Source organism: Paracoccus aminovorans, assembly GCF_001546115.1.
In the GTDB taxonomy this organism is placed as follows: domain Bacteria; phylum Pseudomonadota; class Alphaproteobacteria; order Rhodobacterales; family Rhodobacteraceae; genus Paracoccus; species Paracoccus aminovorans_B.
Genome location: NZ_KQ955209.1, coordinates 935,439 through 960,317 on the forward strand (window position 1 = coordinate 935,439; position 24,879 = coordinate 960,317).

Consider the following 24,879-nt stretch of genomic DNA (forward strand, 5'->3'; position numbering starts at 1 on the left):
GCAAAAGGTTGGGTCCAAGCCATGGCCTTGCCGAAAATGCACGAGAAAGGAGGATCCATGACGGAAACCTATGACGTCGTCTGGCCAAGCGGGCGCCAGATGCATCAGGGACACAGGCTTGCCAAGAGGCTCGACACCCTCGAGGGCAAGACCGTCGCCCAGCTCTGGGACTGGGTGTTCAAGGGCGACATCATGTTCGACATCTGGGAACGGGAGATGACCAAGCTCTATCCCGGCATCAAGTTTGTCAGCTGGCGCGAGTTCGGCGAGATCCACGGCGCCAACGAGCACGAGGTTCTTGAAGCCCTGCCCCAGAAACTGAAAGATTTCAACGTCGACGCGGTGATCGTCGGCGTCGGATGCTGAGGCTCCTGTACGGCCGCCGTGACGCGTGCCAGCGCCCTGGTTGAAGAACTGGGATATCCGACAGTCACCATGCTCTGCTCCGGTTTCGTGAACCAGGGCAAGATGACTGCCAAGGGGCTTGGAATGCCCAATCTGCCTCATACCATCCATCCGGGTCACGTGAACTTCGTCCCCGACGAGCAACTTGAGAAGACAGTCGCAGGGCCGATGCTTCAGCAGGTCGTCCATGGCCTGACCGTGCAACCGCCGGAAGAAGGCTATGTTGCCGAACCTGACAAGACCGACGTCGTCTTTTCGGGCGCGTTCGACGAGGTGCAGGAGCATTTCCTCGAAAACGGCTGGAGCGAGGGCATGCCCGTCGTCCCGCCCACGATCGAGAAGGTCGAGGCGTTCCTGCGCCACACGCCGCGCGATCGCGACGAGGTGCTGGGCAAGGCTTTGCCCGCCAGCCGCGAAGCGACCGTCTGGAGCGTGGCCGTCAACGGCGTCATGTCGGGCTGCCGGCCGGAATACATGCCCGTGCTGGTCGCCATCGTCGAGGCGATGATGGATCCGGTCTTCGGTCACGAACATCTGGGCCACACCCCGGCCACCGAGACGCAGATCGTCGTCAATGGCAAGATCCTGAAGGAACTGGGCTTCAACTTCGGCCAGGCCGCGCTGCGCCCGGGCTTCCAGGCGAATACCAGCATCGGACGGTTCTGGCGGATGTATCTGCGCAATGTCTGCGGCTTTATCCCGCATGGCACGGACAAGGGCTGCTTCGGCGGCAACTTCCGGATCGTGCTGGCCGAAAGCGAGGATCTGACCCATGAAATGGGCTGGCCCACGCATGCCGAGGACGAGGGCTATGCCTTCGGCGAAAACGTCGTGACCATCACCGCCTGCACCGAGATGACGCAAGCCATCGAAGTGGGCGATCCGCACGCGGAACAGATCCTGAAGAACATCGAGGCCCGCATGGCGGACAACAACATGTTCATCCAGTTCTTCTTCCGCGGAATGGTGACACGGCCGCTGGTGGTCATCACGCCGGCGATCCTGAAGGTGCTGACCGACCAGGGCTGGACCAAGGAGCGGGTGCGCAAGCACTTCTACGAGAATGCCAAGCTGCGGGTTTCCCGCCTGTCGGGCATGATCCTGAACCGCTTCTATCGCGGGATCAACGAGAAGTGCTGGCCCGAACAGCTTGGCACCTCGATGGATACCGACCGCGACATCCAGATGGTCTCGAAGCCCGAGGACTTCCTGATCGTCGTCGCCGGCGATCCGGACCGCGACCATACGATGATCGGCTCTGGCAACGGCTATATCGGCTTCCCCGTGACCCGGAAGGTTGATCTGCCGGCAAACTGGGACGAGCTGGTGGCCGCCACCAGGCTCGGGAGGAAATGAGATGCTACCCCCGCCTCCGATGGCGGCGGGGGTAGCCCACGGATCCCGCGGTCTCTTGTAGCGGGGCCGCTCGTCTGTTTCTGGCTTGCGATGGCGGGCCAAGGGAGGAAGCAATGAACAAGATGGATACGAAAGTTTCGCGGCGGGGGTTCATGGCCTCTGCCGGCCTGGCTGCGCTTGGCACCATGGCAGCCGGCATGTCGCTGCGCGCCGGCGCCTGGGCGCAATCGACGGACGACCTGGTGGCGGCGGCGCAAAAGGAGGGCAAGGTGGTTCTCTACACCGGCTCGGCCGAGCCGCTCGTGATCGCGCTGGCCGATGCCTTCCGCGAGGAATACGGCATCCAGATGGAATATCAGCGCCTGAATTCCAGCAAGATCGCTTCGCGCTATACGGCCGAAGCCGAGGCCGGCCAAGCCATCGCCGACGTGATGATCGTGGGCGACCAGCTGCTGGTCGATGCCTTCCACCAGCGCGGCTGGCTTGCCGATCTGGACCCGGCCTTGGTGCCGGGACTGGCCGATTGGCCGGCCGAGTTCAAGAACCCGCATTCGGCGGTGGTGACGCTGAATCCGCATACCATGGCGACCAATACGGCGCTGGTGCCCGACCTGCCAAAGAAATGGGAGGACATGCTGCGGCCTGAATTCGCCGGGCAGATCATCACCGTCGATCTGCGCAGCGTCGGCATCGTGGCCTTCGGGGCCTATGATCTGCTCCTGCGCGAGAAGGGCGAGGATTTCCTGAGGCAGCTTGGCGCGATGAAGGTGCAACTCGGCTCGAGCGGCCCGGCCGCGGTTCAGCAGGTCGCGGCAGGAGCGGCGAAGCTGTTCTTCCCCTGTTCGACCTCGCAGGCCTTCTCGATGATCCAGCAGGGGGCACCCATCGAGGCCGTGCTGCCCGAAGCGGAGAGCTATACCGGCGTGGTCTCGCCTGCCGCCATTTCCGCCAAGGCGCCGAACCCGAACGCGGCGCGGCTGTTTCTGTCCTTCCTCATGACCGAGAAGGGGCAGCAGATCCTGAATACCGAAACCGTCTCGCCGATCAGCGCGCCGGGCACGCCCGAGCTGAAGCCCGGTTTCGTGATGCCCGATCTGGAATCGTCCGAGGCGAACAAGCAGAAAATCATCGAACTGATGGGGCTGGCCTGATCGGCCCCGGCCCGGAGGAGGAAACGCCGTGCCATCTACGACTGCCTTGACCAATCCCGACCCTCAGCGGCCCGCAGGATGGCGCTGGCGACCGATTGCCTCGGTCGCCAACTTCCTTGTCCTCGGCATCGCCTTCCTGATGGTCTATCCGACCTTCCGGCTGTTGCAGCTGGTCTTCGGCGAGGGCGCGCACCTGCAAGGTGCGGGCCTTGGGCCGGGGATCGGCGGCGTGCTGTGGAACACCTTCGTCATGGTCTCGATCTCCAGCGTGATCGCGCTGGCCTTTTCGACCTTCCTGGCGCTCATCTCGGAACGCACCGACGGCGGGCTGAAGGGCGTGGGCAATTTCATGCCCGTGGCGCCGCTGATGCTGCCGTCGGTCACCGGCGTGCTGGGCTGGGTGGTGCTGTTCGACCCCCGCATCGGCTTCGTCAACATCGCGTTGCGCTGGCTGATGGGCGACCCGGTCCAGGGCGGCATGGGCCCCATCGACATCTATTCCATGCAGGGGATGATCTTTGCCCTGTCGGTGCACCTGGTGCCGGCGATCTATCTCATCACCTCGTCGGCCCTGCGCAGTCTTGATCCCTCGATCGAAGAGGCGGCACGGATCTCTGGCGCGGGCCCGTTGCGGACCTGGCTGACGGTCACGCTGCCGGCGATCCGTCCCTCGATCTTCGAGGCATGGATCCTGTCCATCATCAACGGCATCGCCATCTTCGCCGTGCCGGTGATCCTGGGCACATCGGCGGGAATCGAGGTGGTTTCGGTGCGGATCTATCGCTATTTCACCGATTTTCCCGCAAACGAGAAAGCCGCGCTGATCCTGGCCTGCGGCATGCTCGTGGTCGTCTTCACGCTGCGCATGATCCAGTGGCGCTTCATGCCGCATGGCCGCCAGGCCACGATCGGCGGCAAGGGCGTACGCCATGCGCCGACGCGGCTGGGCAGGCTGGGCTGGCTGACCAAGGGCATCTTCCTGGGCTATATCCTGATCTCGCTGGTCTTGCCGCTGCTGGCGCTGATGGTGGTGTCGCTGCAACCGTTCTGGTCGCTGAACTTCTCGCTCGATTACCTGTCGTTCAACAACTACAAGACGGTGCTGACGGTGAATCCGGCGACGACGCGGGCACTGGGGAACTCGATCTTCCTGGCCACCACGGGCGCGACGGTGATCATGGTGATCGCTGGCTTCCTGATGCTTTACGCCAACCATTTCGCCGATGGCGCCGCGCGGTTCGGGCGCCGGGGCCTGACGCAGCGTCTGGGGTATCGGCGCATCGTGGATTTCGTCACCACGCTGCCCGCGACCTTCCCGCATACGCTGGTGGGCGTGGCTTTCATCCTGGCCTTTGCGCAATGGCCTTTCGACATCTATGGCACGATCTGGATCCTGTTCCTGGCCTATCTGCTGATGGAGATCCCCTATGCCACGGCGGCGGCACGTTCCGCGGCCATCCTGGTCTCGCGGGAATTGTCCGAGAGTTCGCGGGTGTTCCGCGCCTCGGAAGGCACCACGATGCGCAAGATCCTGCTGCCGCTGACGCTGCACGGGCTGGCGGCGGGCTGGGTGCTGGTCTTCATCCACATGATGGGAGAGGTGACGGCCTCGGCGATCCTGTCGGGAACCTCGAACGGCGTGGTCGGTGCGGTGTTGCTGGACCTGTGGGAAAACGGCAGTTTTCCCCTGATGACAGCCTTTGCCCTGGTGATCTGGGCTATCGCGACCTGCATGATGGCCGTCGTGTTGTGGCTCAACAACCACAACGTCAAGAAAACGCGCTGATCGCGCCTAAGACGAACCGGAAAGCCGCGCCAGCGCGGCTTTCCACGCCTCGTGGTGCCGGGTCAGCGCCTGCACGGCGCCCTCGGCATCGCGCCGGCACAGTGCCTCGACGATCCGCAGCCGCAGCGGCAGCGAGACCTTCAGCCAACCGGGCTGCGACCCGATCCGGTTGCGATAGCGCATGTTGCGTGCCTGCAAACGCTCCAGCAGCTCCTGCATCACGGGTTGCGCCGCCCGTTCGACATGAAAGCGCCGCAGCCGTTCGGAATGGCGCGCATAGCCGGCCGGATCGCCCGCTGCCGCGCTGCCTTCGAGATCGCCGGCCAGCGCGCGCAGCTCTGCCACATCGGTTTCGCCCATGCGGGCCGCGGCATGCTCCAGGCAGGCGCGCTCCAGGATGAAGCGGGCCTCTGCCAGATGCAGTGCCTCTTCCGGCTCGACCACGCGAACGCGGGCGCCCTTGTTGGCGATCTGCTCGACCAGCGCCTCATGGGTCAGCGCCGCCAGGGCCTCGCGCACCTGGCGGCGTCCGCTGTGAAACATCTCGCAAAGATCCGCCTCGACCAGGCGCTGGCCGGGGGCGAAGCCGCCGTCAAGGATGCGGCTGCGGATCGCGGCCGTCACTTCGGCCGCGGAAAGAGAAGGGTTGTCGGTCATCGCTTCCGTTTCGTTGCGCCGGGGCGGGCCCGGCGCGTCCGGTTCTACATGCCGAGATCGTCGTTGACGAGGATGACGGTGATCTTGCCCTGCTCGACCGGCTGGTTGCCGTCGATGATCGCGGTATAGCGCAGCACGCCCCAGCCCAGCCCGTCGTCATGGCTGTGCTTGAGCTTGTGGCGCCACATGTTCACCGGCCCGGCGAAGTCCCGGATGCGTGCCAGCGCGGCATCGACATCGGCCACGATCTTGTTGCAGCCGGCGATCAGGATCACCTTCTTCGGACCGAAGCACATGGCCGCGACGCGATTGCCCGACCCGTCGGTATTGACGATGGTGCCTTGCATGGTGATGGCATTGGTGCCTGCGAGGTAGACGTCCGACAGCAGCGTCTGACGCTGCATCGCCCGGCGTTCCTCGCGCGGGGGGTTGTAGCCCTGCTTGTCGGTGCGGACCGGGTTGATGAATTCGTTCTCGCCGCGCTCGATCAGGGCCTCGAAAACGCCAAGCTGGTTCAACGTCACCGAATCGCCCCGGCCCAGTTTCGCGCCCGGCGGGATGAGATTTAGAAGCAGGTCGAGGGCCTCTTGCCGGGTCTCGACGAAATGCCCATCCATGTGTTTCTTCTTCAGATTCTTGATCACCACTTCGGCGCGAAGCCGGTTGAACTGCCGGATTTCCTTGGCAAGATTTGTGTCGCCCATGGCCATGTCGCTGTCTCCTTCATTATTGCGCCTTAAATTGTGCACAATATTGAAGGACAATCAACCTGCGTGATGCAGGCGCCATGTCAGCGCGAAAGGGCGGGCCGTGCGGAGGTTTCCTCTTCGGCGATCGCGACCATGGTCTCCTTGATGTTGGCGACGTGCCGGCACAGGGCGTCCCGCGCCGCCGGCAGGTCGCGGCGACACAGGGCGTCGATCAGGTCCAGCCAATAGGGAAGCGCAATCTGCGGTCTGCCCGGGCGATAGGTCAGCCGCAGACGATGCCGCGACAGCCGGTCGCGCAGCCGCTCCAGCATCTCGCGCGCAACGCCATGATCGGCCAGTCCGACATAGTAGACGAAGGCGCGGCGGGTCAGTTCGGCAAAGCCCGTGACGTCATTGGCGGTCGCCCGGTCGCGCAGCCGGTCCGCCAGCTCGCGCAGCTCGGCGCTTGCTTCCGGCGTCATGCGCGCGATGGCGCGCTCGATGCAGAGCAGTTCCAGCGACAGGCGGACATCCACGATCTCCAGCGCCTCCCGCAGGCCGATCACACGCACGCGGGCGCCGCGATGGGCGACGACCTCGACCAAGCCCTCGCTGGTGAGCTGGGCAAGGGCGGCCCGCACGGTGCTGCGGCTGGTCGAGAAACTGTCGCAAAGATCCGCCTCGATCAGCCGCTGGCCGGGAACCAGGTCGTTGGACAGGATTGCCTGACGGATCGCGGCGGTGACCGTGGCCTGTCCGTTCGTCCGGCTTTTGGCTCTGTCCATCTGTGCGCTCCTTCAGCGGCATTCTGCGGCGCAGGAATAGGCCAGCGGGGCGGCCTTGGGCAAGGGACGCCGGACCTAACAAAATTCGGCGCTGTGATAACGCCAAGACCGGGATGAGGCGTTGACCCATGGGTCTGCCTGCGTAGATTGTCATACAATATTGTATGCTAAAGGTGAGCGCCCCGGCTTCGCCTTCAGGAGGAGGATCTGCCATGCCCGAGGACCAGACCAGCAACGACTGGGACCACCTTTCCGATCAGGAATGGAACGAGCAGTTGGACCGCAAGATTGCCGAGTTCAACGCTGGGCGTGGCGAGCTGAAGCTGCCGGTGCCGATCCATGACATCATGGACAACGAATACGAACGCGGCATCCTGAACGCGCTCGTGACCGAAGACCTGATCCGGCATTTTGCCGATGCCATCGGCGATCCGAACCCGATCTGGCGCAATCGCACCTATGCCCAGAACACCCGCTGGGGCGGAATTGTCGCGCCGCCGCTTTATGAAAGCTGCATCTCGTTCGGCTCGTCCTTCGGCGGCCGGTTGCGGGTGCCGGGCGTGGCGCGGCTTGCCGCCGGCAACAAGCACGATTACTTCGCCCCCTTCCGCCCCGGCGACGAATTCCATTGCTATGACAAATACGGCGGGTTCGAGGAGAAGAAGGTCGAGGGCAAGCCCTATCGCATGTTCATCGAAAGCGTGCCGCGCTATTTCGTGAACCAGCGCGACGAGACCATCGCCGTGGCGACCGGGCGCAACATCTACCTGGCCACCCCGCCCAGCAAGCGCAAGGCCAAGGAAGGCGGCAAGGAATCCAAGGTCGGCGCGAAATATGCCGGCAAGGACTATCGCCGCTATTCCGAGGCGGAGCTGAAGAACATCCACGACGATTTCGACGCCCAGCTTGCTGGCGTCAAGCGCCGCGGCGCGAAGATCCGCTATTGGGAGGATGTCGTTGAGGGCGAGGAACTGCCGCCGCTGGCCAAGGGCATCTATGATGTCTGCGACAGCTCGGCGCGCACGGTGGTCAGCTGCTATGTCTATGCCTTCGCGATCAAGTGGGCAGCGATGCGCAACCATTTGCAGACCCACCCGATCGACCCGCTGACCGGCGAGCATCGCTTCCGCCGCGACTGGCATTACTCGGATCGCGCCGCGCAGATGTTCGGATCGCCCCTGGCCAACGCTGGCGGCATCCATAACGAGATGATGCTGGTTCAGATCGTCACCGACTGGATGGGCGACGACGGTTTCGTGGTCTCGATGGACAGCCAGGACCGCCGGTTCAACTTCTTCGGCGATGCGACCTGGGTCAAGGGCCGTGTCGCGCGCAAGTTCGTCGATGACCAGGGCCGCCGGCTGGTGGAACTGGCCGTGCGGGCCGAGAACCAGGACGGGGACGTGCATACCCAGGCCAGCGTGCTGGTGAAGCTGGTTTCGAAGGCGGACTGAGGCGATGCAGGGGGGATTGAAGCTGAAGGTAATAGAGCTTTGCGACTTTGTCGCCGGGCCCTATTGCGGCAAGCTGCTGGCCGATTTCGGCGCGGATGTAATCAAGATCGAAAAGCCGGGCAGGGGGGATGACGCCCGGCACATCGGGCCGTTCAGAGACGACCAGCCGAACCCCGAGGCGTCAGGCACCTTTCTTTACCTGAACACCGGCAAGCGTTCGGTGACGCTGGACATCGAGACCGAGGACGGCCGTGCCGTGCTGCGCGAACTGCTGCGCGACGCCGATGTGCTGATCGAGGACCGCATGCCGGGCGAACTGGCGGGGTTGGGGCTGGGCTACGAAGATCTGCAGGCGCTGAATCCGGGCCTGATCGTGACCTCGATCACCCCCTTCGGCCAGGTCGGACCCTATCGCGATTACAAGGCGCGGCATCTCAACCTTTATCACGCCAGCGGCCAAGGCTACCTGCTGCCGATGTGGGCGATCAATCTGGACGTGCCCCCCTGCCAGGGGCCGGGCTATCTGGGGCTTTACGACGGCGGCATGGCCGGCGCGACCGCCACCCTGGCCGCGCTGTTCTGGCGCGACAACGGCGGTTCCGGCCAGCACATCGACGTCTCGATCCAGCACGCGATGATGGCGCTGGAGCGGTCGCAGCTGCGGCGCTATGTCGATGACGGCGTCAGCCCGAACCGCACCGGCAAGGGCCGGCTGCTGGAAAGCCTGGTCGAGTGCAAGGACGGCGAGTTCGCGGTGGTGATCCTGTCCTCGCAGCAGCAATGGGAGGGACTCTGGCGCGCCATGGGCCGGCCGGAATGGGGGATCAAGCCGCCTTTCGACACGCAGAAGGGCCGGTCCGACAATTATGCCGAACTGCGCAAGCGCCTGAACGACTGGTCGCGCACGGTGACGCAGAACGAGCTGTTCCATCGCATCCAGACCGAGGGCTCGGCCGCCGCGCCGATCCTGACGGCCGAAGGGGTATTCAAATCCGAGCAGTTCCGTTCGCGCAATCATTTCGTGACCATCGACCATCCCGTGGCCGGACCGCTGGAATATGTGGACCAGCCCACGCGGCTGCCGAATGCCGATCTGCCGGCGAAGCGCCCGGCGCCCTTGCTGGGGCAGCATACGGCGGAGGTTCTGGGCGGCCTGCCGGGCTATGACCGGGACCGCTTGCAGCGCCTGGCGCGCAACGGTGTCATTTAGGAAGGGGGGGAAGGATGCAGGACGCATTGAAGGGGATCCGGGTCGTCGATTTTGGCCATGTCCTGGCCGGACCCTATTGCACCATGCAACTCGCCTCTCTGGGGGCCGAGGTGATCAAGGTCGAGACGCGGGCGCGACCCGACGAACAGCGGGCGCATCGCGGCGATGGCACGCATGCCAATCTCGAGGCGAATTCGAATTTCTTCGAATGCAACCTCGGCAAGTTGAGCTGTTCGATCAACCTGACGACCGACGAGGGCCGCGCGCTGGCCAAGCGGCTGGTGGCGACCGCCGATATCGTGCTGGAAAACATGCGCCCCGGCGTGATGACCAAGCTGGGGCTGGACTATGACGAGCTAGTCAAGGTCAAGCCGGACCTGATCATGCTGTCGCTGTCGGGCTTTGGCGGCACCGGACCCTGGCGTCGCTATGCCGCCTATAATCCCTGCTTCACCAGCGTCGGCGGCGTGTCGCATCTGACCGGCTATACCGAGAAGAAGCCCAACACCATGACCAATTCCGGCGGCGATGCGCGGGCCGGGACGGCGGCGGTGTTTGCCGCCATGATCGCCCTGCGGTTCCGCCAGCAGACGGGGCGGGGCCAGTATATCGACAGTTCCTCCTGCGAGGTCATCAATTCGATGATCGGCGACCAGATGATGGATTACGCGATGAACCGCCGCTCGCCCAGGCGGCATGGCAACAGCGATGCGGCGATGGCACCGCACAACGTCTATCGCTGCGCCGGCGCGGATGAGTGGATCTCGATCGCAGTGGGAAGCGATGCCGAATGGCAGGGGCTGGTGCGTGCCCTGGGCAGCCCGGACTGGGCGCTGGCGCCGGAATATGCCACCGCCGAGGGGCGCTGGACCCACCGCGACCGGCTGGACCAGTCGATTGCGGCATGGAGCGCGGACAAGAGCTATTACGACGCCATGCGGCTGCTTCAGGCCGAAGGCGTGCCTGCGACCCCGTCGTTCAAGGCCGAGGATCTGTTCAACGATCCCCATGTCCTGGCGCGCGGCGCGGTGCAGGAGGTCGATCACCCGGTGCTGGGCCGGCGCAAGACAATCACCCCGCCCTATCGCCTGTCCCGGACACCCGCCCGCATCCGCCGCACCGCGCCGCAGCTTGGCGGCGACAACGACCATGTCTTCAAGACCCTTCTGGGGATGGGCGACGCTGAAATCGCCCGGCTTGAGGATGCGAAAGTGATCTATTGATCGCCGAGAAGCCGTCCGGCCGATGCCCGGCCGGAACGCAAAATCACCGCCGGACAGGTATCCGGCAGGACCGGCAGACCCAACAGGAGCGTCCGATGACACTCGCCAACCAGAGCTTCCCCACCCAAGCCGCGGCCACCCCCATGGTCAGCATCCGCAACCTGACCAAGACTTTCCAGACCCGCCACGGCGAGGTGACGGCACTCGGCGACGTCTCGCTCGACGTGATACGGGGCGAGGTGCTGGTGCTGCTCGGCCCGTCGGGCTGCGGCAAGACCACCTTGCTGCGCTGCATTGCAGGGTTGGAGCACCCGACCTCCGGCGAGATCTGGGTGCATGGCCGCAAGGTGTTCTCCTCGGCCGAGAAACTGGCCATGCCGCCAGAAAAACGCAACCTTTCCATGGTATTCCAGTCCTATGCGCTGTGGCCGCACAAAACGGTGCACGAAAACATCGCCTATCCGCTCGTCGTCTCCAAGATCGGCAAGGACGAGATCCTCAGCCGCGTGGCCAAGGCGCTGGAGGTGACGGGGCTGGCCAGGTTCGCAGGCAATTATCCGGGGCAGCTTTCCGGTGGCCAGCAACAGCGCGTGGCGCTGGCGCGGGCGCTGGTGGCGAACGACGGGCTGATCCTGTTCGACGAACCGCTGTCGAACCTGGACGCCAAGGTCCGCGAACGCCTGCGCGACGAGCTGATCGAGATGCAGGGCCAGTTCGATTTCACGGCGGTCTACGTCACCCATGACCAGATCGAAGCCGCCGCCCTTGCCGATCGCATCGCGGTGATGGAGGTCGGCCGAGCCGCGCAGATCGGCACGCCGCAGGATATCTTCCGCCGGCCGCAGACCCGCTATGTCGCGGATTTCGTCGGCTGCTCGAACGAGCTGCACGGAACCGTGCACGAGTTGCGCGGCGAGCTTGCCGTGGTCCAGACCGAGGTCGGCCTGCTCGAGGGGGTGGCGACCGATCCGGCGCTGAAGATCGGCGACCGGGTTCATGCCATGTTCCGCCCCGAGCATACGCGCCTGGACACCGCCAACGGGCCGCGCGCGAACCAGTATGACGCGGTGATCGAACGCAGCATCTTCCTGGGCACCCATGTCGAGCATATCGCCCGGATCAACGGCCAGAAGCTGGCGCTGCGCTCGATGAAGGGCGAGATGCAGGCGGCGGGAACCCCGATCCGCCTGACCGTCGAGCCCCAGCACATCAGCGTCTTCCACGACAACGCCTCCGCCTAGCCTTCGAGGGACAGCATGGCACCGACCTTGCCCTGGGTAAGCCAGCGCGACCTGGCGCGCGAAACCGGCCCGAAGCTGACCGCGCCTTTCCGGGTGGCGGCGGTGGGCGATCTGATCTCGCCCCAGCCGCTGCGGCGCGAGGATCCGCGCTTCGCCTTTTTCGGCGAGCGCATCCGCGCCGCCGACGTGGGCCTTGCGAACATGGAATCGAGCCTGGTGGACATGGCCGGCAACGACATGGCCATCGCCGGCACCGCCGCGCCGTTTTCGCTGGGTGAGGCGATCCGCGACATGGGCTTCACCATGATGAGCCGCGCCAATAACCATACCTTCGACTGCGGCGCGGCGGGCATGGTCTCGACCGATGCGGCGCTGGACCGGCTGGGCATCACCCACGCCGGCACCGGCCCGAACCTGCAAGAGGCGCGCAAGGCCCGGTTCCGCGAAACGCCCAAGGGCCGGGTCGGGCTGGTCAGCGTCTATTCGCTGGCCGATACCGGCCATTTCGGCCCGACCTATGCCCGGACCGAGGCCACGTCCCGCATCGGCGGGCTGGGCGGCGCGCCCGGCATCAACCCGCTGCACCTGACGGCCTATAACATCGTTGCACCCGACGACCTGAAAAGGCTGCACGACATCGCCACCGCCGCCTATGGCCCGCGTCCCGGCGCCTGGCGGCCGGCCACCGACGCCGCGCCGGCGCGGCTGCGCTTTTTCGATCAGTGGTATCAGGCGGGCGACGATCCGGGCAGCATCCATTACGAGATGGCACCGGCGGACCGGGACGGGCTGCTGGACAGCATCCGCAACGGCAAGATCTATGCCGATTTCTTGATCGTGGCGATCCATTCGCATCAGGCCACCCGCTTCGATCCGGCGGGTGCCTTCGGCGACGTCCGCGGCCTCAAGGAGCCGGTCGAGCATTACGCGCCGAATTTCCTGATCGAATTCGCCCATGCCGCCATCGACGCCGGCGCGGACATGTTCGTCAGCCACGGCGTTCACGCACTGGCCGGGGTCGAGGTCTATCGCGGCCGGCCGATCTTCTACGGATTGTCGAACTTCATCTTCCAGTGCGGATTGCAGCTTGGCCCCAGCTATGACGTGCTGGCCAACTGGCAGAAGAAATCCGAACTGGAGCACCCCGCCTGTCACGAGGCGGTGCTGGCCGAGGCGGATTTCGAGGACGGCGAATTGCGCGAGGTGCGGCTTTACCCCGCCGACCTGGGCGGCGGCGCGCGGCCGCTGTCGCAGATGGGCATCCCGCTGGTCCCGGAACCCGCAGTCCGGCGGCGCATCCTGGAAGACATGGCGCGCTATTCCGAGCCCTATGGCACACGGATCGAAATCCGGGACGGGCTGGGCATCATCCGGCCCTGACCAATAGCGGCGCTCAAGACCACGAACATTGAAAAAAGCCGTGTGCGAAGCCCTTCGCGCGCTGCGGGGGAGGATTGTCCGGGTCCTGGAAGAACCCGGACGGGCAAGTCCTTGGCCAAGGCTGTTCTTGGCAAAGGCGAATAATGGGAGGACTAAGTGAAACATCTGATGACAACGGCCCTGGCCGTATCCCTGCTTGCGGGACCGGCATTGGCGGATATCAAGCTGTCCGGCTATGGCCGCACCGGCCTGGTCTATTACGAGGATGACGGCCGCGACCCCGACGCCAACGAGACGCAGATCTCGTCCCGGGTGCGGCTGGACGTCAATGCCTCGGTCGAGGCCGAGGGCCTGACCTTCGGAGCCAATTTCCGGGTGCAATGGGATCAGGGCGACGCCGGCGTCGAAACGATCAGCCCCGGACAGCTTTACGTGACGGCCGACGGCTTCACCGCCTATGTCGGCAATGTCATTCCGGCCTTCGACGGCGCTGCCCTGCTGAAGCAGTCGCGGCTGGGCGTGTTCGAGCGTTCCTGGGGCGGCGATCCCCAGGGCCGGTTCTTCCTTGGCGCCGACAAGGGCTATGGCGATTACAGCGACCGCATCGGACTGGCGCTGAAATATACCACCGGGGGGCTGACGGTCCGCGCGTCCTATGTCGATCCCGACCAGACCGGCCACCAGGAAAGCGGCCCGGGCTATGCCGAGGAAACGGCGCTGGCCCTGCATTACAAGTTGTCGGATTCGCTGGAGTTCTCGGCCGCGACCGCGCAGAACGGCGCCGGCTTCAAGGGCAACGACCTGTATTTCGTCGGCGCGCGCTATTCCCTGACCAGGGCCGCGCGGGTCGGGCTGAATTTCATCGACAACGGCACCCAGCTTCCCCGAAGCGCCGGCACGGTCGGTTCGCCTGGAAATACCGTAACGCTTTATGGCGATTACAAGATCGGCAAGACGACGCTCGGCGGGTATGTGGCGCATAACTCCGGCGATTGGGCGAGGAAGCAGACGAACGCTTCCTTTGGTGTCGGCGCCAGCTATGATCTCGGCCGTCCCTTCCTGGCCGCCAGCCTGCAGCGCGACTACGATGATCGGCTCTATGCCGACATGGGCGTCCGCTTCGATTTCTGACCGCCCCGCAACAGCAGAAACGCCGCATCCTGATGCGGCGTTTCCTTGCGTGGGCTGATGCAAATGCCTGGCCGGTCCGGATGGCGTGATGGCGGAAGAGGCGGGAATCGAACCCACCGAAGACGCAAGACACCTTCCGCCGGATTTGAAGTCCGGGCATCCCACCAGGGATGTTTCTCTTCCGCTGCCGGAAATACCCGCCGGCGCCTTCCATGTCAACAAGGCGGATCACGGGATCAAGATGCTCGGATTGTGTCTTTTGCGCACGTATTATAATTATTCTACTGATATTATTGATTTATTTCACAAACTCCTCGCTATTATCTTTACCTTTCCGAAACGAGCATAACAAAAAGTGGATCATACTTCAGCAAGCTGAAGGCTTGTTCCCCGATATCTGCCTGTATGGATAGCCGCGCAGGCCGGAATCCGGCCGAACGGTCAGGAGGACGAGATGAAGACATATGACGTTGCGGTGATCGGCCAGGGTTATGCGGGACTCATGGCGGCCCGGCTGGCGCAGGAAAAAGGCCTGGAGCTCATCACCTTCGAGCAGATGTTCGCCGGCGGCTTCGTCATGAATGTCAACCATCTGGATCCCGCGCCAGAGGGCAAGCCGACCGGCGGGCCGGATTTGGTCTCCAGCCTGGCCATGGAGAACATGGACCTGGGCATCGAGACCCTGAACGGCGCCGTCACCGGGCTGTCGCAAGACAGCAAGGGCTGGCGTATCCGCAGCGATGCGGGCGAGGTGCTGGCCCGTCATGTCGTCATCGCCAGCGGCACGCGGCCTCGCCGGCTGGGGCTGGCGGGCGAAGAGGCGTTGATTGGTCGGGGCATCTCGGAATGCGCCGATTGCGATGGTCCCATGCTCGCGGGCCAGGAGACCATCGTGGTCGGCGGCGGCGATTCCGCCTTTCAGGAGGCCCTGACGCTGTCCATGTTCGGAGCGCGGGTGACGCTGGTCCTGCGCTCGGCGCCGCGCGCGCGGCCCGATTTCGTCGCCCGCGCCGAAGCGGATGCCTCCATCACCCTCATGCATAACAGCACGGTCCGGGCCATCGAACAGGATGCCGGCGGTTTGACTGGGGTACGGGTGGAAGGCCCGAACGGTTCGGAACAGCTGCTGCCTTGCCGGGCGCTTTTCGTCTTCGTCGGCCAGGATCCGCTGGTCGATTTCCTGCCTGCGACGGTCGAGCGCGATGCGCGCGGCGCCATCGTCACGGATGCCGCTGGCCGCGCCTCACTGCCCGGCCTCTGGGCGGCGGGCTCGGTCCGCAGCGGCTTCGGCGGGCTCTTGTCCGATGCCGAGGCGGACGCCCGGCAGGTGGTGGGCGCGATTGACTGATCGGGCCCGCAGAATGGCCGCGCGATGACGCAGCCGCAGCATTCGACCTTTGCGCCGCTTCGCCGCCCGGCGTTTCTGGCCTATTGGCTAACCGGACTGTCGGGCAATTTCGGCTGGCTGATCCAGATGGTCGGCGCGTCCTGGCTGATGGCCTCGATCGGGGGCACGCCGGAACAGATTGCGCTGGTGCAGACCTCGGTCGCCCTGCCGGTGATGCTGTTCGCGCTGCCGGCGGGCGCGGTCGCCGATGCGCTGGGACGGCGCACCATCGTGCTGTGGTCGCAGAGCTTCCTTCTGATCGTGTCCAGCCTGTTGGCGGTCTGCGCCTGGCTGGGGGTGCTGTCGCCCTGGAGCCTGCTGGTGCTGACCTTTCTGGTCGGTTCGGGCAAGGCGTTGAACAATCCCGGCTGGCAGACCATGGCGACAGAGCTGGTGCCGCGCCAGATGCTGCCGCAGGCGATTTCATTGACCAGCCTGGGATTCAATATCGCGCGCACGGTCGGCCCGGCGCTTGGCGGGCTGCTGGTCGCGGCCTTGGGCGCCTTTGCCGCATTCTGCGTCAATGCGCTGTCGAACCTGGGCGTGATCCTGGTGGCGCGGCGCTGGCCCAGCACGCGCCACGCCGGCGAACTGCCGCCCGAGAACCTGCTGGGCGCAATCTCTTCCGGCCTGCGCTATCTGGCGCTGTCGCCCAATCTGATGCGTGTGCAGATCCGGGCCGCGATCTTCAATCTCGCCGGGATCTCGCTGATGGCGCTGATGCCCCTGGTGGCGCGCGACCTGCTGGGCGGCGGGCCGCGGATCTATGGGCTGCTGCTCGGTGCCTTTGGCCTGGGCGGGGTTGCGGGGGCGATGCTGAACGGTCCCATTGCCCGCCGCCTGCGGGTCGAACAGCAGGTGCGCGGCGGTTTCGTGCTGTTCGCGGCGGGCGTGCTGGCCGTGTCGTTCGGAAGTTCGCTGGCGCTGACCCTGCCTGCGGCTGCGCTGGCCGGCGGCAGCTGGCTGGTGACGCTGGCCAGCTTCAACACCACGGTGCAGATGTCGGCGCCGCGCTGGGTGGTCGGGCGTTGCCACGCGCTATACCAGACCGCCTGCTTTGCCGGCAATGCGCTGGGAAGCTGGCTGTGGGGCTGGCTGGCAACGCATCATTCCACGGCTTTTTCGCTGCAGGTCTCGGCCGCCGTGCTGATCCTGGGTGCGATCCTGGGCTTGGTGCTGAGGATCCGCGACTTCGACGTCGCCGGGATCGAGCCGCAGGCGCATTGGCAGGCGCCGCAGCCAAGGCTGGATCTGGTGCATAAAAGCGGCCCGATGCTGGCAGTGGTCGAATACCGCATCGCGCCCGAGGACGAGACCGAGTTCCTGGCATTGATGGCGAAGCGTCGCAGCGCGCGGATGCGGGCCGGGGCGCGGGACTGGACGCTGTCGCGCGATATCGCCGCCGCGGATCTGTGGTTCGAGCGTTTCAAGACGCCGACCTGGCTGGACATGCAGCGCCTGCATCTGCGGCGCACCGCAGCCGAGGCGGCGATTACCGCCCGGCTGCGCGACCTGAACCGATCCGGGGACGAAAAACCCCGCATCCGCTATGAGTTGGTCCGTTCGCCCGCGGCCCCGGCCCAGGCACCGGAACCGCTGCGCAGCCCCGAGACCTGAGCCGCGCAGCCGCCGGGGGGTGCTAGAGCCCGTCGAGGTAACGCTCGGCGTCCAGGGCGGCCTGGCAGCCGCTTGCGGCGCTGGTGACGGCCTGGCGATAGATCTGGTCCTGCACGTCGCCCGCGGCAAAGACGCCGGGGATCGAGGTCTGGGTCGCCATGCCGTGTCGTCCGCCCTGGGTGACCAGATAGCCATTGTCCATCTCGAGCTGCCCGGTGAACAGGTCGGTGTTCGGATGATGGCCGATGGCGATGAAGACGCCGTCCACCGCGATCTCGTCGGTGGCGCCGTCCGCAGTGCCGCGCAGCCGGACATGGGTCACGCCGCGGTCATCGCCCAGCACCTCGTCCACTTCGCTGTTCCAGCGCAGGGTGATCTTGCCGGCGGCGACCTTCTCCATCAGCTTGTCCTGCATGATCTTCTCGCAGCGCAGCTTGTCGCGGCGGTGGACCAGCGTGACATGGCTGGCGATGTTCGCCAGATACAGCGCCTCTTCGACGGCGGTATTGCCGCCGCCGACCACGGCGACCGGCTTGCCCTTGTAGAAGAAGCCGTCGCAGGTCGCGCAGGCCGAGACGCCGCGCCCCATCATCGCCTGCTCCGAGGGCAGCCCCAGGTATTTCGCCGAGGCGCCGGTGGCGACGATCAGCGCGTCGCAGGTATAGCTGCCATTGTCGCCCTCCAGCCGGATCGGCCGGGCGCTCAGGTCGGCCGTGTTGATGTGGTCGTGAACGATCCCGGTCTCGAACCGCTCGGCATGACGCTGGAACCGCTCCATCAGCTCCGGCCCCTGCACGCCCTCGGCATCGGCGGGCCAGTTGTCCACGTCGGTGGTGGTCATCAACTGCCCGCCATGCGCCATCCCGGCGATGAGCATGGGCTTGAGATTGGCGCGGGCGGCATAGATCGCGGCGGTATTGCCGGCCGGGCCCGAGCCCAGGATGATCAGTTTCGAATGGCGTTCCGTCATGGCAGTTCCTTGGTTGTGGTTCATTCGTCCAGCAGCGCGGCAAGGCCGGGCAGTTCTTCGACCAGCGCCCGGGCATCGTCGAGGCAGCGCAGGTCCAGCCAGACCGCGCCCTCGGCGATGCGGCCGATCACCGGCAGCGGCAGGCGGCGCAGCGCGCGGGCGATCCGCTCGGCGCTGGCGCCCGGGGCCGGAATGCGCAAGGCAAGGCTCGGCAGCGTTTCCAGCGGCAGCGCGCCCGAGCCGATCTGCGCCTGGGATTCCGCGATCCCGGGCGCATGGCTCGCGGGCAGGGCAGCGGCCAGCGCGGGCAGGATCGCCTGGGCCATGGCCCGCATCTCGTCGGGCCGCCGGGCCAGGTGGCGCAGCGTGGGCAGGGTCTCGGCCAGCCGGTCGGGGTCGCGGTAAAGCGACAGCGTCGCCTCCAGCGCTGCCAGCCGCACCTTGTCGAGCCGCAGCGCGCGTTTCAGCGGATGGCGGGCGCAGGCCTCGACCAGGTCGCGGCGCCCGGCGATGAAGCCGGCCTGAGGCCCGCCCAGCAGCTTGTCGCCGGAGAAGGTCACCAGGTCCACGCCCTCGGCCAGTGCATCCTGCACGCTGCGTTCGCGCGGCAGGCCCCAGCGCGACAGATCAACCAGCACGCCCGAGCCCAGGTCATCGACCAACGGCAGCCCGTGCTTGCGCGCCAGCGGCAGCAGCTCCGGGCAGCGCGTCTCATGCGTGAAGCCCAGCACCTGATAGTTCGAGGGATGCACCTTCAGCAGCAGCGCCGTGTCGGGCCCGATGGCGCTTTCGTAGTCGCGCAGATGGGTGCGGTTGGTGGTGCCGACCTCGCGCAGGCGGGTGCCGGCGCTTTCCATGATCTGCGGCATACGGAACGAGCCGCCGATCTCGATCAGCTCGCCGCGCGAGACGATGGTTTCGCGCCCCGCCGCCAGCGCCGCCAGCACCAGCAGGATGGCCGAGGCGTTGTTGTTGACGATGCAGGCGGCCTCGGCGCCGGTGATCTCGGCCACCAGCGCCTGCACGGCGTCGTCGCGCTGGCCGCGCCGGCCGGCGTCGAGGTCGTATTCCAGCGCCAGCGGCCCGGTCATGGCGCGCATGGCGGCCTCGACCGCCCGCGGCGCGTAAAGCGCGCGGCCAAGATTGGTGTGCAGCACCGTGCCGGTCATGTTGAGCACGCGCTTCATCGCCGGCGCGTGGCGCTGGTCGAGCCTTTCCAGCGCGACACCGGCAATTTGCCCGGCGGCGCTTTCGCGCGTTCCGGTGCCCGCGGCGCCCGCCAGCAGCCGCTGGCGGCATTCATCCAGCACTTCGCGGATGCAGGCCAGGCTGGCGGCATGGCCGTGCCGCGCGGTGCAATCCCGTCCCTCGGGCGATTGCAGGATCTCATGCACCGGGGGCAGGGCGGAAAGCGCGGTTGGCATGGTCATGGTCTTTTCCGCCTCGTGAATCTCGGGCGCACTCTAGCCGTTCGACGGCGAGATGCCGCGTCGCAAGCGGTTAGGCAGGATCGAAAACTGTGATGCCGCCGCGCCGGGCCGCTGCGGGATGTCTGCGGCTTCCCGCGTTCTTTCGTCCCATGTTGTTCTGCGCACATCCAATTGCGTGATGGGGGTTTGCACGAATCCATGAAATCGCCCTTGATCGCCCGAGCGGCGCTGAATGCCGCGGATCATGGCAGGAGAACAGATATGCAGGGCATGGCGGCGGCGATCGACGCATTGAAGGAAAAGGACCGTTTCGCGACCGCGCTGGCCGGGCAAGCCGGGATCGTCAAGGATCTGTCGCGTGACAATGTGATCGTCCATGTCGGCAAGCCCATGGGGTCGATCACCGGCTGGCTTGGCACCTTCCGCTGGCAGGTCTGGCTGGACTACGGCGATGCCGCGGGCGAGGTCCGGGCGCGCATCGACGGCGAGCCCGCGCAGCTTTGGCGCTTTGAACCGGATCTGGCGCCCGAGGCCCTGCTGGACCGGGCCAAGGAGAGGTTGCTGGAAGAGGTCACGAAGCATCGCGAAGCCGCCCTCGACGAGGCGCGGGAGCGTCTCGAGGCCATGCGGCACGCGGCGGGCTGACCTTCCCCGCCTTCCGGCAACCGGCCGCGGCGCGTTCACCGGAACCGCGCCGCGGCTTGGGCGATGGCGGCGATCTTGTCCGCCGCGAGATCGCCGCAGCAGATCGGATTGTCGGCGAAGGTGGCGAAGCCGCAATCGGGATGCAGCAGCACCCGCTCGCGCCCGAACAGGGTGATGGCGCGCTGGATGCGGGCGGCGATCTCGTCCACCGCCTCGGCCGTCTGCAGCTTCTGGTTCACCACGCCCACGCCGATGCGCGCGTCCTGCGGCAGCGCCGACAGGATGCCCATGTCGCCCGCGCGCGGCGTCGCGGCCTCGAGCAGATAGGCGCCGGCGCGGACCTGGGCCAGGGTGTCGATCAGCGGCGCATAGCTGCCGCTCAGCGCCACCGACTCGTCGGGGGTCCAGTTGCCGCGGCAGACATGCAGCGCGATGCGGCCGCGGTCGAAGCCGTCGAAGACCGCGTTCAGCAGATCGCGGGCAAAGCCCAGCTCATGCTCGGGCGCCAGCGTTTCCGACAGTGCGCCGCACATGAAGCTGCGCTTGTTCTTGGCGCCGGAAAAGACCACGTCCGACAGCACCGGCTCGTCGAACTGGATCAGCGCGGCGCCGGCCTCGATCAACTCGGCCAGCTCCTCGCGCAGCACGCGGACGATGTCCGCGGCGAGTTCCTCGCGGCTGGCGTAGGCGCGGTCCGAGATGCATTCCATCCACATGGTCCGGGTCAGCAGATAGGGGCCGGGCAGGGCGACCTTGACCGGCCTGTCGGTCAGGGCGCGGGCGAAATCGACCTCATGCGCGACGATGGGGCGGGTGCGGCGCAGCGGGCCGAAGACCGCCGGGTGCCGCACATCGCCGGCCGGAATGTCGAGCGCGCGCAGTTCGGCCGCGAATTCCTCGGGGTGATCGACCAGGGGCAGCAGGTCGGTCAGCGGGATCAGCTGGCAGTTCTCCAGCCGCGTCGCGACGAAGCTGGCATAGCTGTCGCGGCGTTGCTCGCCGTCGGTGACGACATCGGCGCCGGCGCGTTCCTGCGCGGCGACGGCCAGCCGCACGGCATCGTCGGCGGTCTGGTGAAAGGCGGTCTCCGAAAGGCGGCCCTCGACATGGGCGTGCATGGCCTCGACCATCCAGCGCGGCCGCGGCCATGAGCCCATGCCCATCACCGCCAGTTCGGGCACCGGCGGCACGGGGCGCGCGACCCGCGGTGGCAGCGGCGCCGGTTCGGCGGGAACGGTGGGCGGCGGCTCGGCCCGACGTTCCGACAGCGCGCCCTTGCAGATCAGGAAGGACCGCTGCCGGCCCTGTCGGCGCAGCGACAGGAATTCATTGCCGGTCATCCGGCACCAGGCCGGCAGGTCCTCATCGACCGAAATCTCGGTCGAGCGGATCTCCAGCAGGCCGCCGCGCGGCAGCGGGTCGATATGCTTGCGGATCAGCAGCAGAAGGCCGTTACCGCAATCCAGGTCGCCGCCGTCAAAGCCGGCATCCGGGGCCAGGTCGTGGCGAAGTTCGGCGATGCTGTCCATGTCACGCTCCTTGCTGCGGCTCAGGCCCTGCGGCGGCCGATCTCGAAGCCGAAGGCGCCAGCGGCCAGCACGCCAAGGCCGATGGCCAGGTAAAGCGCGCCCGTTCCGCCCGTGGCCGGCAGCACCTGCGCGGTGGTCGCGGCCGGGGCGGGCAGCGGCGCGGCCGCTTGGGCGCCTTCGGGCAGGGCGGCGATCTCGGCCCGCAGCGCGGCGTCATAGGTGCGCGCCAGCAGGCCGCGGCCCAGCGATTTCAACATCGACTGCCCGGCTGCGCGCCCTTGGCCCAGCACCAGGTCGATGGTGCCGACCCCCGCCCCGCCCAGGTTCAGCGAGCGGTTGCCCTGCCGGTCCTCGACATGCCAATCGGTGACGCTGCCATTCGCGATGCCATTGACGGTAATGCGGAAATAGCCCTCGGGGCCCTCGGCCTTGCCGCCGGCGGGGATGCGGATTTCCTGCTTGTTGACCAGCATGAAGCCGAAATTGTGGCCGGTCGGACAGCCCAGCGGATAGACCGCGAAGCGCGGATCGGCGGCGTAATCGGCGCCGAACGCCAGGCTGAACGCGCCGTCATAGACCTTGAGGCTGGCCTTGCCGTCCTGGAACGGCTCGGGCCAGGGCGACAGGAACGCCACCACATCGCCATGCTCGAAGATCAACGCCTTGCGGGCGGCGGTGTCCTCGATCAGCCGGTCGCCGACGACCGGCCCCAAGGTCTTTTCGGCGACGGCCTTGCCGTCCTGGCGCAATTCCAGCGTGACGTTTCCGGCGGCCTCGTCCACCGCCTTGACGACCAGTTCGCGACCGCCGAGCTGCCAGCTTTGCCCGGCCCCGGCCAAGCCCTTGAAGACGGTGTTTTCCGCCAGCAGCAGCCGGTCCATCCGCACGCCCGAGAGCCAGTCGAAGGTGATCGCCTCGCGCGAGACCGAACGGGCCTGGCCCTGGTTGTAGAGCTCGGCAAAGCGCATGCCGTACCAGCCGGTTTCCGTGTCCGACAGCACCGGGCCACCGAAGGCCCAATCCCAGTCGGTGCCGCCGATGGTGCCGGTCTGCAGCGTGTGGTTCGCCAGCGTCTCATGCCCGACCGTGGCGGAATAGCTATAGGCGGTCCCGCCCACCGCGACGCTTTTCCCGGCGGGCAGGGTGACGTTTTCCTGCACGGCGATGGACATGTCGTAGTCGATGTAGACCGGCTTGCGGCCCAGCACCGGCAGCTGTTCGCCGCGCAGCGCGACCTCGCCGCCCCAGGTGTCCTCCATATAGACCAGGCCGCCGGCGGGGATCACCACCTCGTCGCCCTCGACCCGGCTCTGGCGGATGAAGACGCCGTCATGCTTGACCGGGGCGCGGCCGAAATCATCGGCCAGCGTGTAGCCCTGCGGCAGGCCGGGCAGGCCCGGAACATAGGCCGGATTGACCATGCCCTCGTCGGGGCTGGTGAAGGGCAGGTCGGCAGCCTTTTGCATGATGACCGGATGGGCCAGCGGCAGACCGGGCTTTGCCGGGCTCAGGACCTCGGCGTAATCGACCGCCAGTGCCGGGAAGGCCAGCGCGGTCGAGCAGGCCAGCGCGATCAGGATCTGTTTCATTGCAGGATTTCCTTGCTGGGTAGCGGGCAGGCCGTGCCGCGACGCGAGAGGTAAAGGACGCCCCAGCCGGTCAGCAGCAGCGTGTTGAGCGCCAGAAGCGCCTTGGGCACCCCGGCGAGCAGGCTGCCGGCGACGCCGAGCCCGATCACCGACAGCACCGGCGCCAGGCAGGAGACGCACAGCGCCGAGACCGCCAGCAGCCCGCCGCCGGCGGCAATGGCGCCGCCCCGGCGGATGCGCAGGGCAAAGACGGCAAAGGCGATGGCCAGCCCCACGGTGATGGCAGTGAAATATTCCTGCTTGCGCAGGAAGCTGACGGCAAAGGCATGGTTGCGGGCATAGCTCAGCTCGCCCGGGCCGGCGAATTCGCCGGGCAGGAAGCCGCAATCCTGCGCCGCCTCCAGCGTCTGCGGCATCTCGAAAAGCGCGAAGGACAGCGCGATATAGGCCAGCGCGGCCGCCACGAAGGCAAGCGCCATGGACCTGACGGGGATCATCGTCGGGCCTCAGTAGCAGATCGACGGCGCGCCGTCCGACATGAATTCGACCAGCTTGGCGCCGCCGACGACCTTGGCGCCGGCGATCAGGTTGTCCTCGTCCAGCCCGCGCTTCTTGAAGCAGGGCGAGCAGACATAGATCTCGCCGCCGGCCTCGGCGAAGCTGGCCATCAGCTCCGAAAGCGGCGCGAAGCCCTCTTCGTGGATGCCGTCGGCATAGCCTTTCTGCGACAGCCGGGTGCCCTCGATGGACAGAAAGACCACCGCTTGCTTGTCCGAGGCGACGGCGGCATTGGCCACCACGAAGCCGACGGTGGCCTTGTCGGTATTGTCCTGGGCGCAGCTGATCGAGACGACGAATTTTCCGGGCATGGGATTTTCCTGAGTGATGGGGGTTGGGGTCAGTTCCAGTCGTCGCGCGACCGGATCCAGAAGGAATGCGTGGCCGGGTCGTGACGCAGCAGCTCGCAGCGCGTCATGCGGCACCAGGCGGGAATGTCCTCGGGCGCGCCGGGATCGGTGGCGACGACGCGCAGCACCTGCCCGGGCATCTTGCGCAACCGGATGCGCAGCAGCACGACCAACTCGCCGCAACCCAGATCCGCTGCATTCCAGAGCTGTTCGTCTTGCGTCATGCGACCACCATCCGGGGGACGGCGGGGCCGTCCGAGGGTTCAAAATCGTGATGACGGGTTAACATGGCATCCGGCTTCTCCAGCGCCCAGCCTGATTATCGCAGCATCATTT

General features: G+C 66.3%; 22 protein-coding genes and 1 tRNA gene. 12 read left to right on the forward strand and 11 right to left on the reverse strand.

Annotated elements, in window-relative coordinates; all coding sequences use genetic code 11:
* Window positions 1-57: 57 nt before the first annotated feature.
* The 3 genes from ASV56_RS16195 (at window position 58) to ASV56_RS16205 (ending at window position 4,698) form a co-directional block, all read left to right on the forward strand.
* Complete coding sequence (locus tag ASV56_RS16195) at window positions 58-1,761, forward strand: UGSC family (seleno)protein (protein ID WP_437435925.1); 1,704 nt, start codon at window positions 58-60, stop codon at window positions 1,759-1,761.
* 113 nt (window positions 1,762-1,874) lie between these two features.
* Window positions 1,875-2,912, forward strand: a complete 1,038-nt coding sequence (locus ASV56_RS16200; RefSeq protein ID WP_062563012.1) for an ABC transporter substrate-binding protein — start codon at window positions 1,875-1,877, stop codon at window positions 2,910-2,912.
* 28 nt (window positions 2,913-2,940) lie between these two features.
* Window positions 2,941-4,698 carry an ABC transporter permease gene (locus ASV56_RS16205; protein ID WP_156429212.1) on the forward strand — a complete coding sequence of 586 codons (1,758 nt, stop codon included), beginning with the start codon at window positions 2,941-2,943 and terminating at the stop codon, window positions 4,696-4,698.
* A gap of 6 nt (window positions 4,699-4,704) precedes the next feature.
* Here ASV56_RS16205 and ASV56_RS16210 read toward each other — a convergent pair whose 3' ends face one another.
* From ASV56_RS16210 to ASV56_RS16220, 3 genes are all read right to left on the reverse strand, one after another.
* Complete coding sequence (locus ASV56_RS16210; protein ID WP_062563014.1) at window positions 4,705-5,355, reverse strand: GntR family transcriptional regulator; 651 nt, start codon at window positions 5,353-5,355, stop codon at window positions 4,705-4,707.
* A gap of 44 nt (window positions 5,356-5,399) precedes the next feature.
* Window positions 5,400-6,065: a lactate utilization protein gene (locus ASV56_RS16215; protein ID WP_062563015.1), complete on the reverse strand. Its 666-nt coding sequence runs from the start codon at window positions 6,063-6,065 to the stop codon at window positions 5,400-5,402.
* Between the two features lie 80 nt (window positions 6,066-6,145).
* Entirely contained in the window at window positions 6,146-6,829 is a 684-nt protein-coding gene (locus ASV56_RS16220) for a GntR family transcriptional regulator (protein ID WP_062563016.1), read from the reverse strand.
* A gap of 212 nt (window positions 6,830-7,041) precedes the next feature.
* Here ASV56_RS16220 and ASV56_RS16225 point away from each other — a divergent pair, with 212 nt between their 5' ends.
* The 6 genes from ASV56_RS16225 to ASV56_RS16250 all read left to right on the forward strand — a co-directional run bounded on the left by ASV56_RS16225 (window position 7,042) and on the right by ASV56_RS16250 (window position 14,468).
* Complete coding sequence (locus ASV56_RS16225; RefSeq protein ID WP_062563017.1) at window positions 7,042-8,283, forward strand: FAS1-like dehydratase domain-containing protein; 1,242 nt, start codon at window positions 7,042-7,044, stop codon at window positions 8,281-8,283.
* A 4-nt stretch (window positions 8,284-8,287) separates the two neighbouring features.
* Window positions 8,288-9,493, forward strand: coding sequence for a CaiB/BaiF CoA transferase family protein (locus ASV56_RS16230; protein ID WP_062563018.1), 1,206 nt, complete (start codon window positions 8,288-8,290; stop codon window positions 9,491-9,493).
* A 14-nt stretch (window positions 9,494-9,507) separates the two neighbouring features.
* On the forward strand, window positions 9,508-10,716 hold the full coding sequence (locus tag ASV56_RS16235; protein WP_062563019.1) for a CaiB/BaiF CoA transferase family protein: 1,209 nt from the start codon (window positions 9,508-9,510) through the stop codon (window positions 10,714-10,716).
* Between the two features lie 95 nt (window positions 10,717-10,811).
* A complete protein-coding gene (locus ASV56_RS16240) occupies window positions 10,812-11,957 on the forward strand; it encodes an ABC transporter ATP-binding protein (protein WP_062563020.1) in 1,146 nt (381 codons plus the stop codon).
* 15 nt (window positions 11,958-11,972) lie between these two features.
* On the forward strand, window positions 11,973-13,337 hold the full coding sequence (locus ASV56_RS16245; RefSeq protein ID WP_062563021.1) for a CapA family protein: 1,365 nt from the start codon (window positions 11,973-11,975) through the stop codon (window positions 13,335-13,337).
* Between the two features lie 168 nt (window positions 13,338-13,505).
* Window positions 13,506-14,468, forward strand: coding sequence for a porin (locus ASV56_RS16250; RefSeq protein WP_082724882.1), 963 nt, complete (start codon window positions 13,506-13,508; stop codon window positions 14,466-14,468).
* A gap of 89 nt (window positions 14,469-14,557) precedes the next feature.
* Here the strand turns inward: ASV56_RS16250 and ASV56_RS16255 are convergent.
* Window positions 14,558-14,651: transfer RNA gene (locus tag ASV56_RS16255), tRNA-Sec, on the reverse strand.
* Between the two features lie 271 nt (window positions 14,652-14,922).
* Here ASV56_RS16255 and ASV56_RS16260 point away from each other — a divergent pair.
* A complete protein-coding gene (locus ASV56_RS16260) occupies window positions 14,923-15,816 on the forward strand; it encodes an NAD(P)/FAD-dependent oxidoreductase (protein WP_062563023.1) in 894 nt (297 codons plus the stop codon).
* A gap of 24 nt (window positions 15,817-15,840) precedes the next feature.
* Window positions 15,841-17,472 (forward strand): MFS transporter, encoded by a 1,632-nt coding sequence (locus ASV56_RS16265; RefSeq protein WP_062563024.1) that lies wholly within the window; start codon window positions 15,841-15,843, stop codon window positions 17,470-17,472.
* Window positions 17,473-17,494: 22 nt separating this feature from the next.
* Here ASV56_RS16265 and trxB read toward each other — a convergent pair whose 3' ends face one another.
* Window positions 17,495-18,442 carry a thioredoxin-disulfide reductase gene (gene trxB, locus ASV56_RS16270; RefSeq protein WP_062563025.1) on the reverse strand — a complete coding sequence of 316 codons (948 nt, stop codon included), beginning with the start codon at window positions 18,440-18,442 and terminating at the stop codon, window positions 17,495-17,497.
* A gap of 20 nt (window positions 18,443-18,462) precedes the next feature.
* Window positions 18,463-19,872, reverse strand: coding sequence for an L-seryl-tRNA(Sec) selenium transferase (gene selA / locus ASV56_RS16275; RefSeq protein WP_253880114.1), 1,410 nt, complete (start codon window positions 19,870-19,872; stop codon window positions 18,463-18,465).
* 261 nt (window positions 19,873-20,133) lie between these two features.
* Between selA and ASV56_RS16280 the strand changes: the two genes are divergently transcribed.
* A complete protein-coding gene (locus ASV56_RS16280) occupies window positions 20,134-20,517 on the forward strand; it encodes a hypothetical protein (protein WP_062563026.1) in 384 nt (127 codons plus the stop codon).
* Window positions 20,518-20,552: 35 nt separating this feature from the next.
* On the opposite strand, the gene ASV56_RS16285 is transcribed toward ASV56_RS16280, so the two are convergent.
* Genes ASV56_RS16285 through ASV56_RS16300 form a run of 5 tightly spaced genes read right to left on the reverse strand, consistent with a single transcriptional unit; the run spans window position 20,553 to window position 24,767 of the window.
* A complete protein-coding gene (locus ASV56_RS16285) occupies window positions 20,553-22,046 on the reverse strand; it encodes a 5-methyltetrahydropteroyltriglutamate--homocysteine methyltransferase (protein WP_062563027.1) in 1,494 nt (497 codons plus the stop codon).
* Window positions 22,047-22,066: 20 nt separating this feature from the next.
* Complete coding sequence (locus ASV56_RS16290) at window positions 22,067-23,635, reverse strand: hypothetical protein (protein ID WP_156429213.1); 1,569 nt, start codon at window positions 23,633-23,635, stop codon at window positions 22,067-22,069.
* A complete protein-coding gene (locus tag ASV56_RS23715) occupies window positions 23,632-24,132 on the reverse strand; it encodes a hypothetical protein (protein WP_156429214.1) in 501 nt (166 codons plus the stop codon). Before ASV56_RS23715 ends, ASV56_RS16290 begins: the two co-directional genes overlap by 4 nt.
* A gap of 9 nt (window positions 24,133-24,141) precedes the next feature.
* A complete protein-coding gene (locus ASV56_RS16295; RefSeq protein WP_062563028.1) occupies window positions 24,142-24,504 on the reverse strand; it encodes a DsrE family protein in 363 nt (120 codons plus the stop codon).
* Between the two features lie 29 nt (window positions 24,505-24,533).
* Complete coding sequence (locus ASV56_RS16300; protein ID WP_062563029.1) at window positions 24,534-24,767, reverse strand: sulfurtransferase TusA family protein; 234 nt, start codon at window positions 24,765-24,767, stop codon at window positions 24,534-24,536.
* Window positions 24,768-24,879: the final 112 nt, after the last annotated feature.

What these genes read in the sequence shown, in the direction of transcription:
- ASV56_RS16240 (WP_062563020.1), top strand. Translation starts at nt 10,812, where the DNA reads ATGACACTCGCCAACCAGAGCTTCCCCACCCAAGCCGCGGCCACCCCC.
- selA (WP_253880114.1), bottom strand. Translation starts at nt 19,872, where the DNA reads ATGACCATGCCAACCGCGCTTTCCGCCCTGCCCCCGGTGCATGAGATC.
- ASV56_RS16225 (WP_062563017.1), top strand. Translation starts at nt 7,042, where the DNA reads ATGCCCGAGGACCAGACCAGCAACGACTGGGACCACCTTTCCGATCAG.
- ASV56_RS16300 (WP_062563029.1), bottom strand. Translation starts at nt 24,767, where the DNA reads ATGACGCAAGACGAACAGCTCTGGAATGCAGCGGATCTGGGTTGCGGC.
- ASV56_RS16280 (WP_062563026.1), top strand. Translation starts at nt 20,134, where the DNA reads ATGCAGGGCATGGCGGCGGCGATCGACGCATTGAAGGAAAAGGACCGT.
- ASV56_RS16285 (WP_062563027.1), bottom strand. Translation starts at nt 22,046, where the DNA reads ATGGACAGCATCGCCGAACTTCGCCACGACCTGGCCCCGGATGCCGGC.
- ASV56_RS16215 (WP_062563015.1), bottom strand. Translation starts at nt 6,065, where the DNA reads ATGGCCATGGGCGACACAAATCTTGCCAAGGAAATCCGGCAGTTCAAC.
- ASV56_RS16290 (WP_156429213.1), bottom strand. Translation starts at nt 23,635, where the DNA reads ATGAAACAGATCCTGATCGCGCTGGCCTGCTCGACCGCGCTGGCCTTC.
- ASV56_RS16250 (WP_082724882.1), top strand. Translation starts at nt 13,506, where the DNA reads ATGACAACGGCCCTGGCCGTATCCCTGCTTGCGGGACCGGCATTGGCG.
- ASV56_RS16230 (WP_062563018.1), top strand. Translation starts at nt 8,288, where the DNA reads ATGCAGGGGGGATTGAAGCTGAAGGTAATAGAGCTTTGCGACTTTGTC.
- ASV56_RS16245 (WP_062563021.1), top strand. Translation starts at nt 11,973, where the DNA reads ATGGCACCGACCTTGCCCTGGGTAAGCCAGCGCGACCTGGCGCGCGAA.
- ASV56_RS16235 (WP_062563019.1), top strand. Translation starts at nt 9,508, where the DNA reads ATGCAGGACGCATTGAAGGGGATCCGGGTCGTCGATTTTGGCCATGTC.
- ASV56_RS16260 (WP_062563023.1), top strand. Translation starts at nt 14,923, where the DNA reads ATGAAGACATATGACGTTGCGGTGATCGGCCAGGGTTATGCGGGACTC.
- ASV56_RS16295 (WP_062563028.1), bottom strand. Translation starts at nt 24,504, where the DNA reads ATGCCCGGAAAATTCGTCGTCTCGATCAGCTGCGCCCAGGACAATACC.
- trxB (WP_062563025.1), bottom strand. Translation starts at nt 18,442, where the DNA reads ATGACGGAACGCCATTCGAAACTGATCATCCTGGGCTCGGGCCCGGCC.
- ASV56_RS16220 (WP_062563016.1), bottom strand. Translation starts at nt 6,829, where the DNA reads ATGGACAGAGCCAAAAGCCGGACGAACGGACAGGCCACGGTCACCGCC.
- ASV56_RS16200 (WP_062563012.1), top strand. Translation starts at nt 1,875, where the DNA reads ATGAACAAGATGGATACGAAAGTTTCGCGGCGGGGGTTCATGGCCTCT.
- ASV56_RS16210 (WP_062563014.1), bottom strand. Translation starts at nt 5,355, where the DNA reads ATGACCGACAACCCTTCTCTTTCCGCGGCCGAAGTGACGGCCGCGATC.
- ASV56_RS16265 (WP_062563024.1), top strand. Translation starts at nt 15,841, where the DNA reads ATGACGCAGCCGCAGCATTCGACCTTTGCGCCGCTTCGCCGCCCGGCG.
- ASV56_RS23715 (WP_156429214.1), bottom strand. Translation starts at nt 24,132, where the DNA reads ATGATCCCCGTCAGGTCCATGGCGCTTGCCTTCGTGGCGGCCGCGCTG.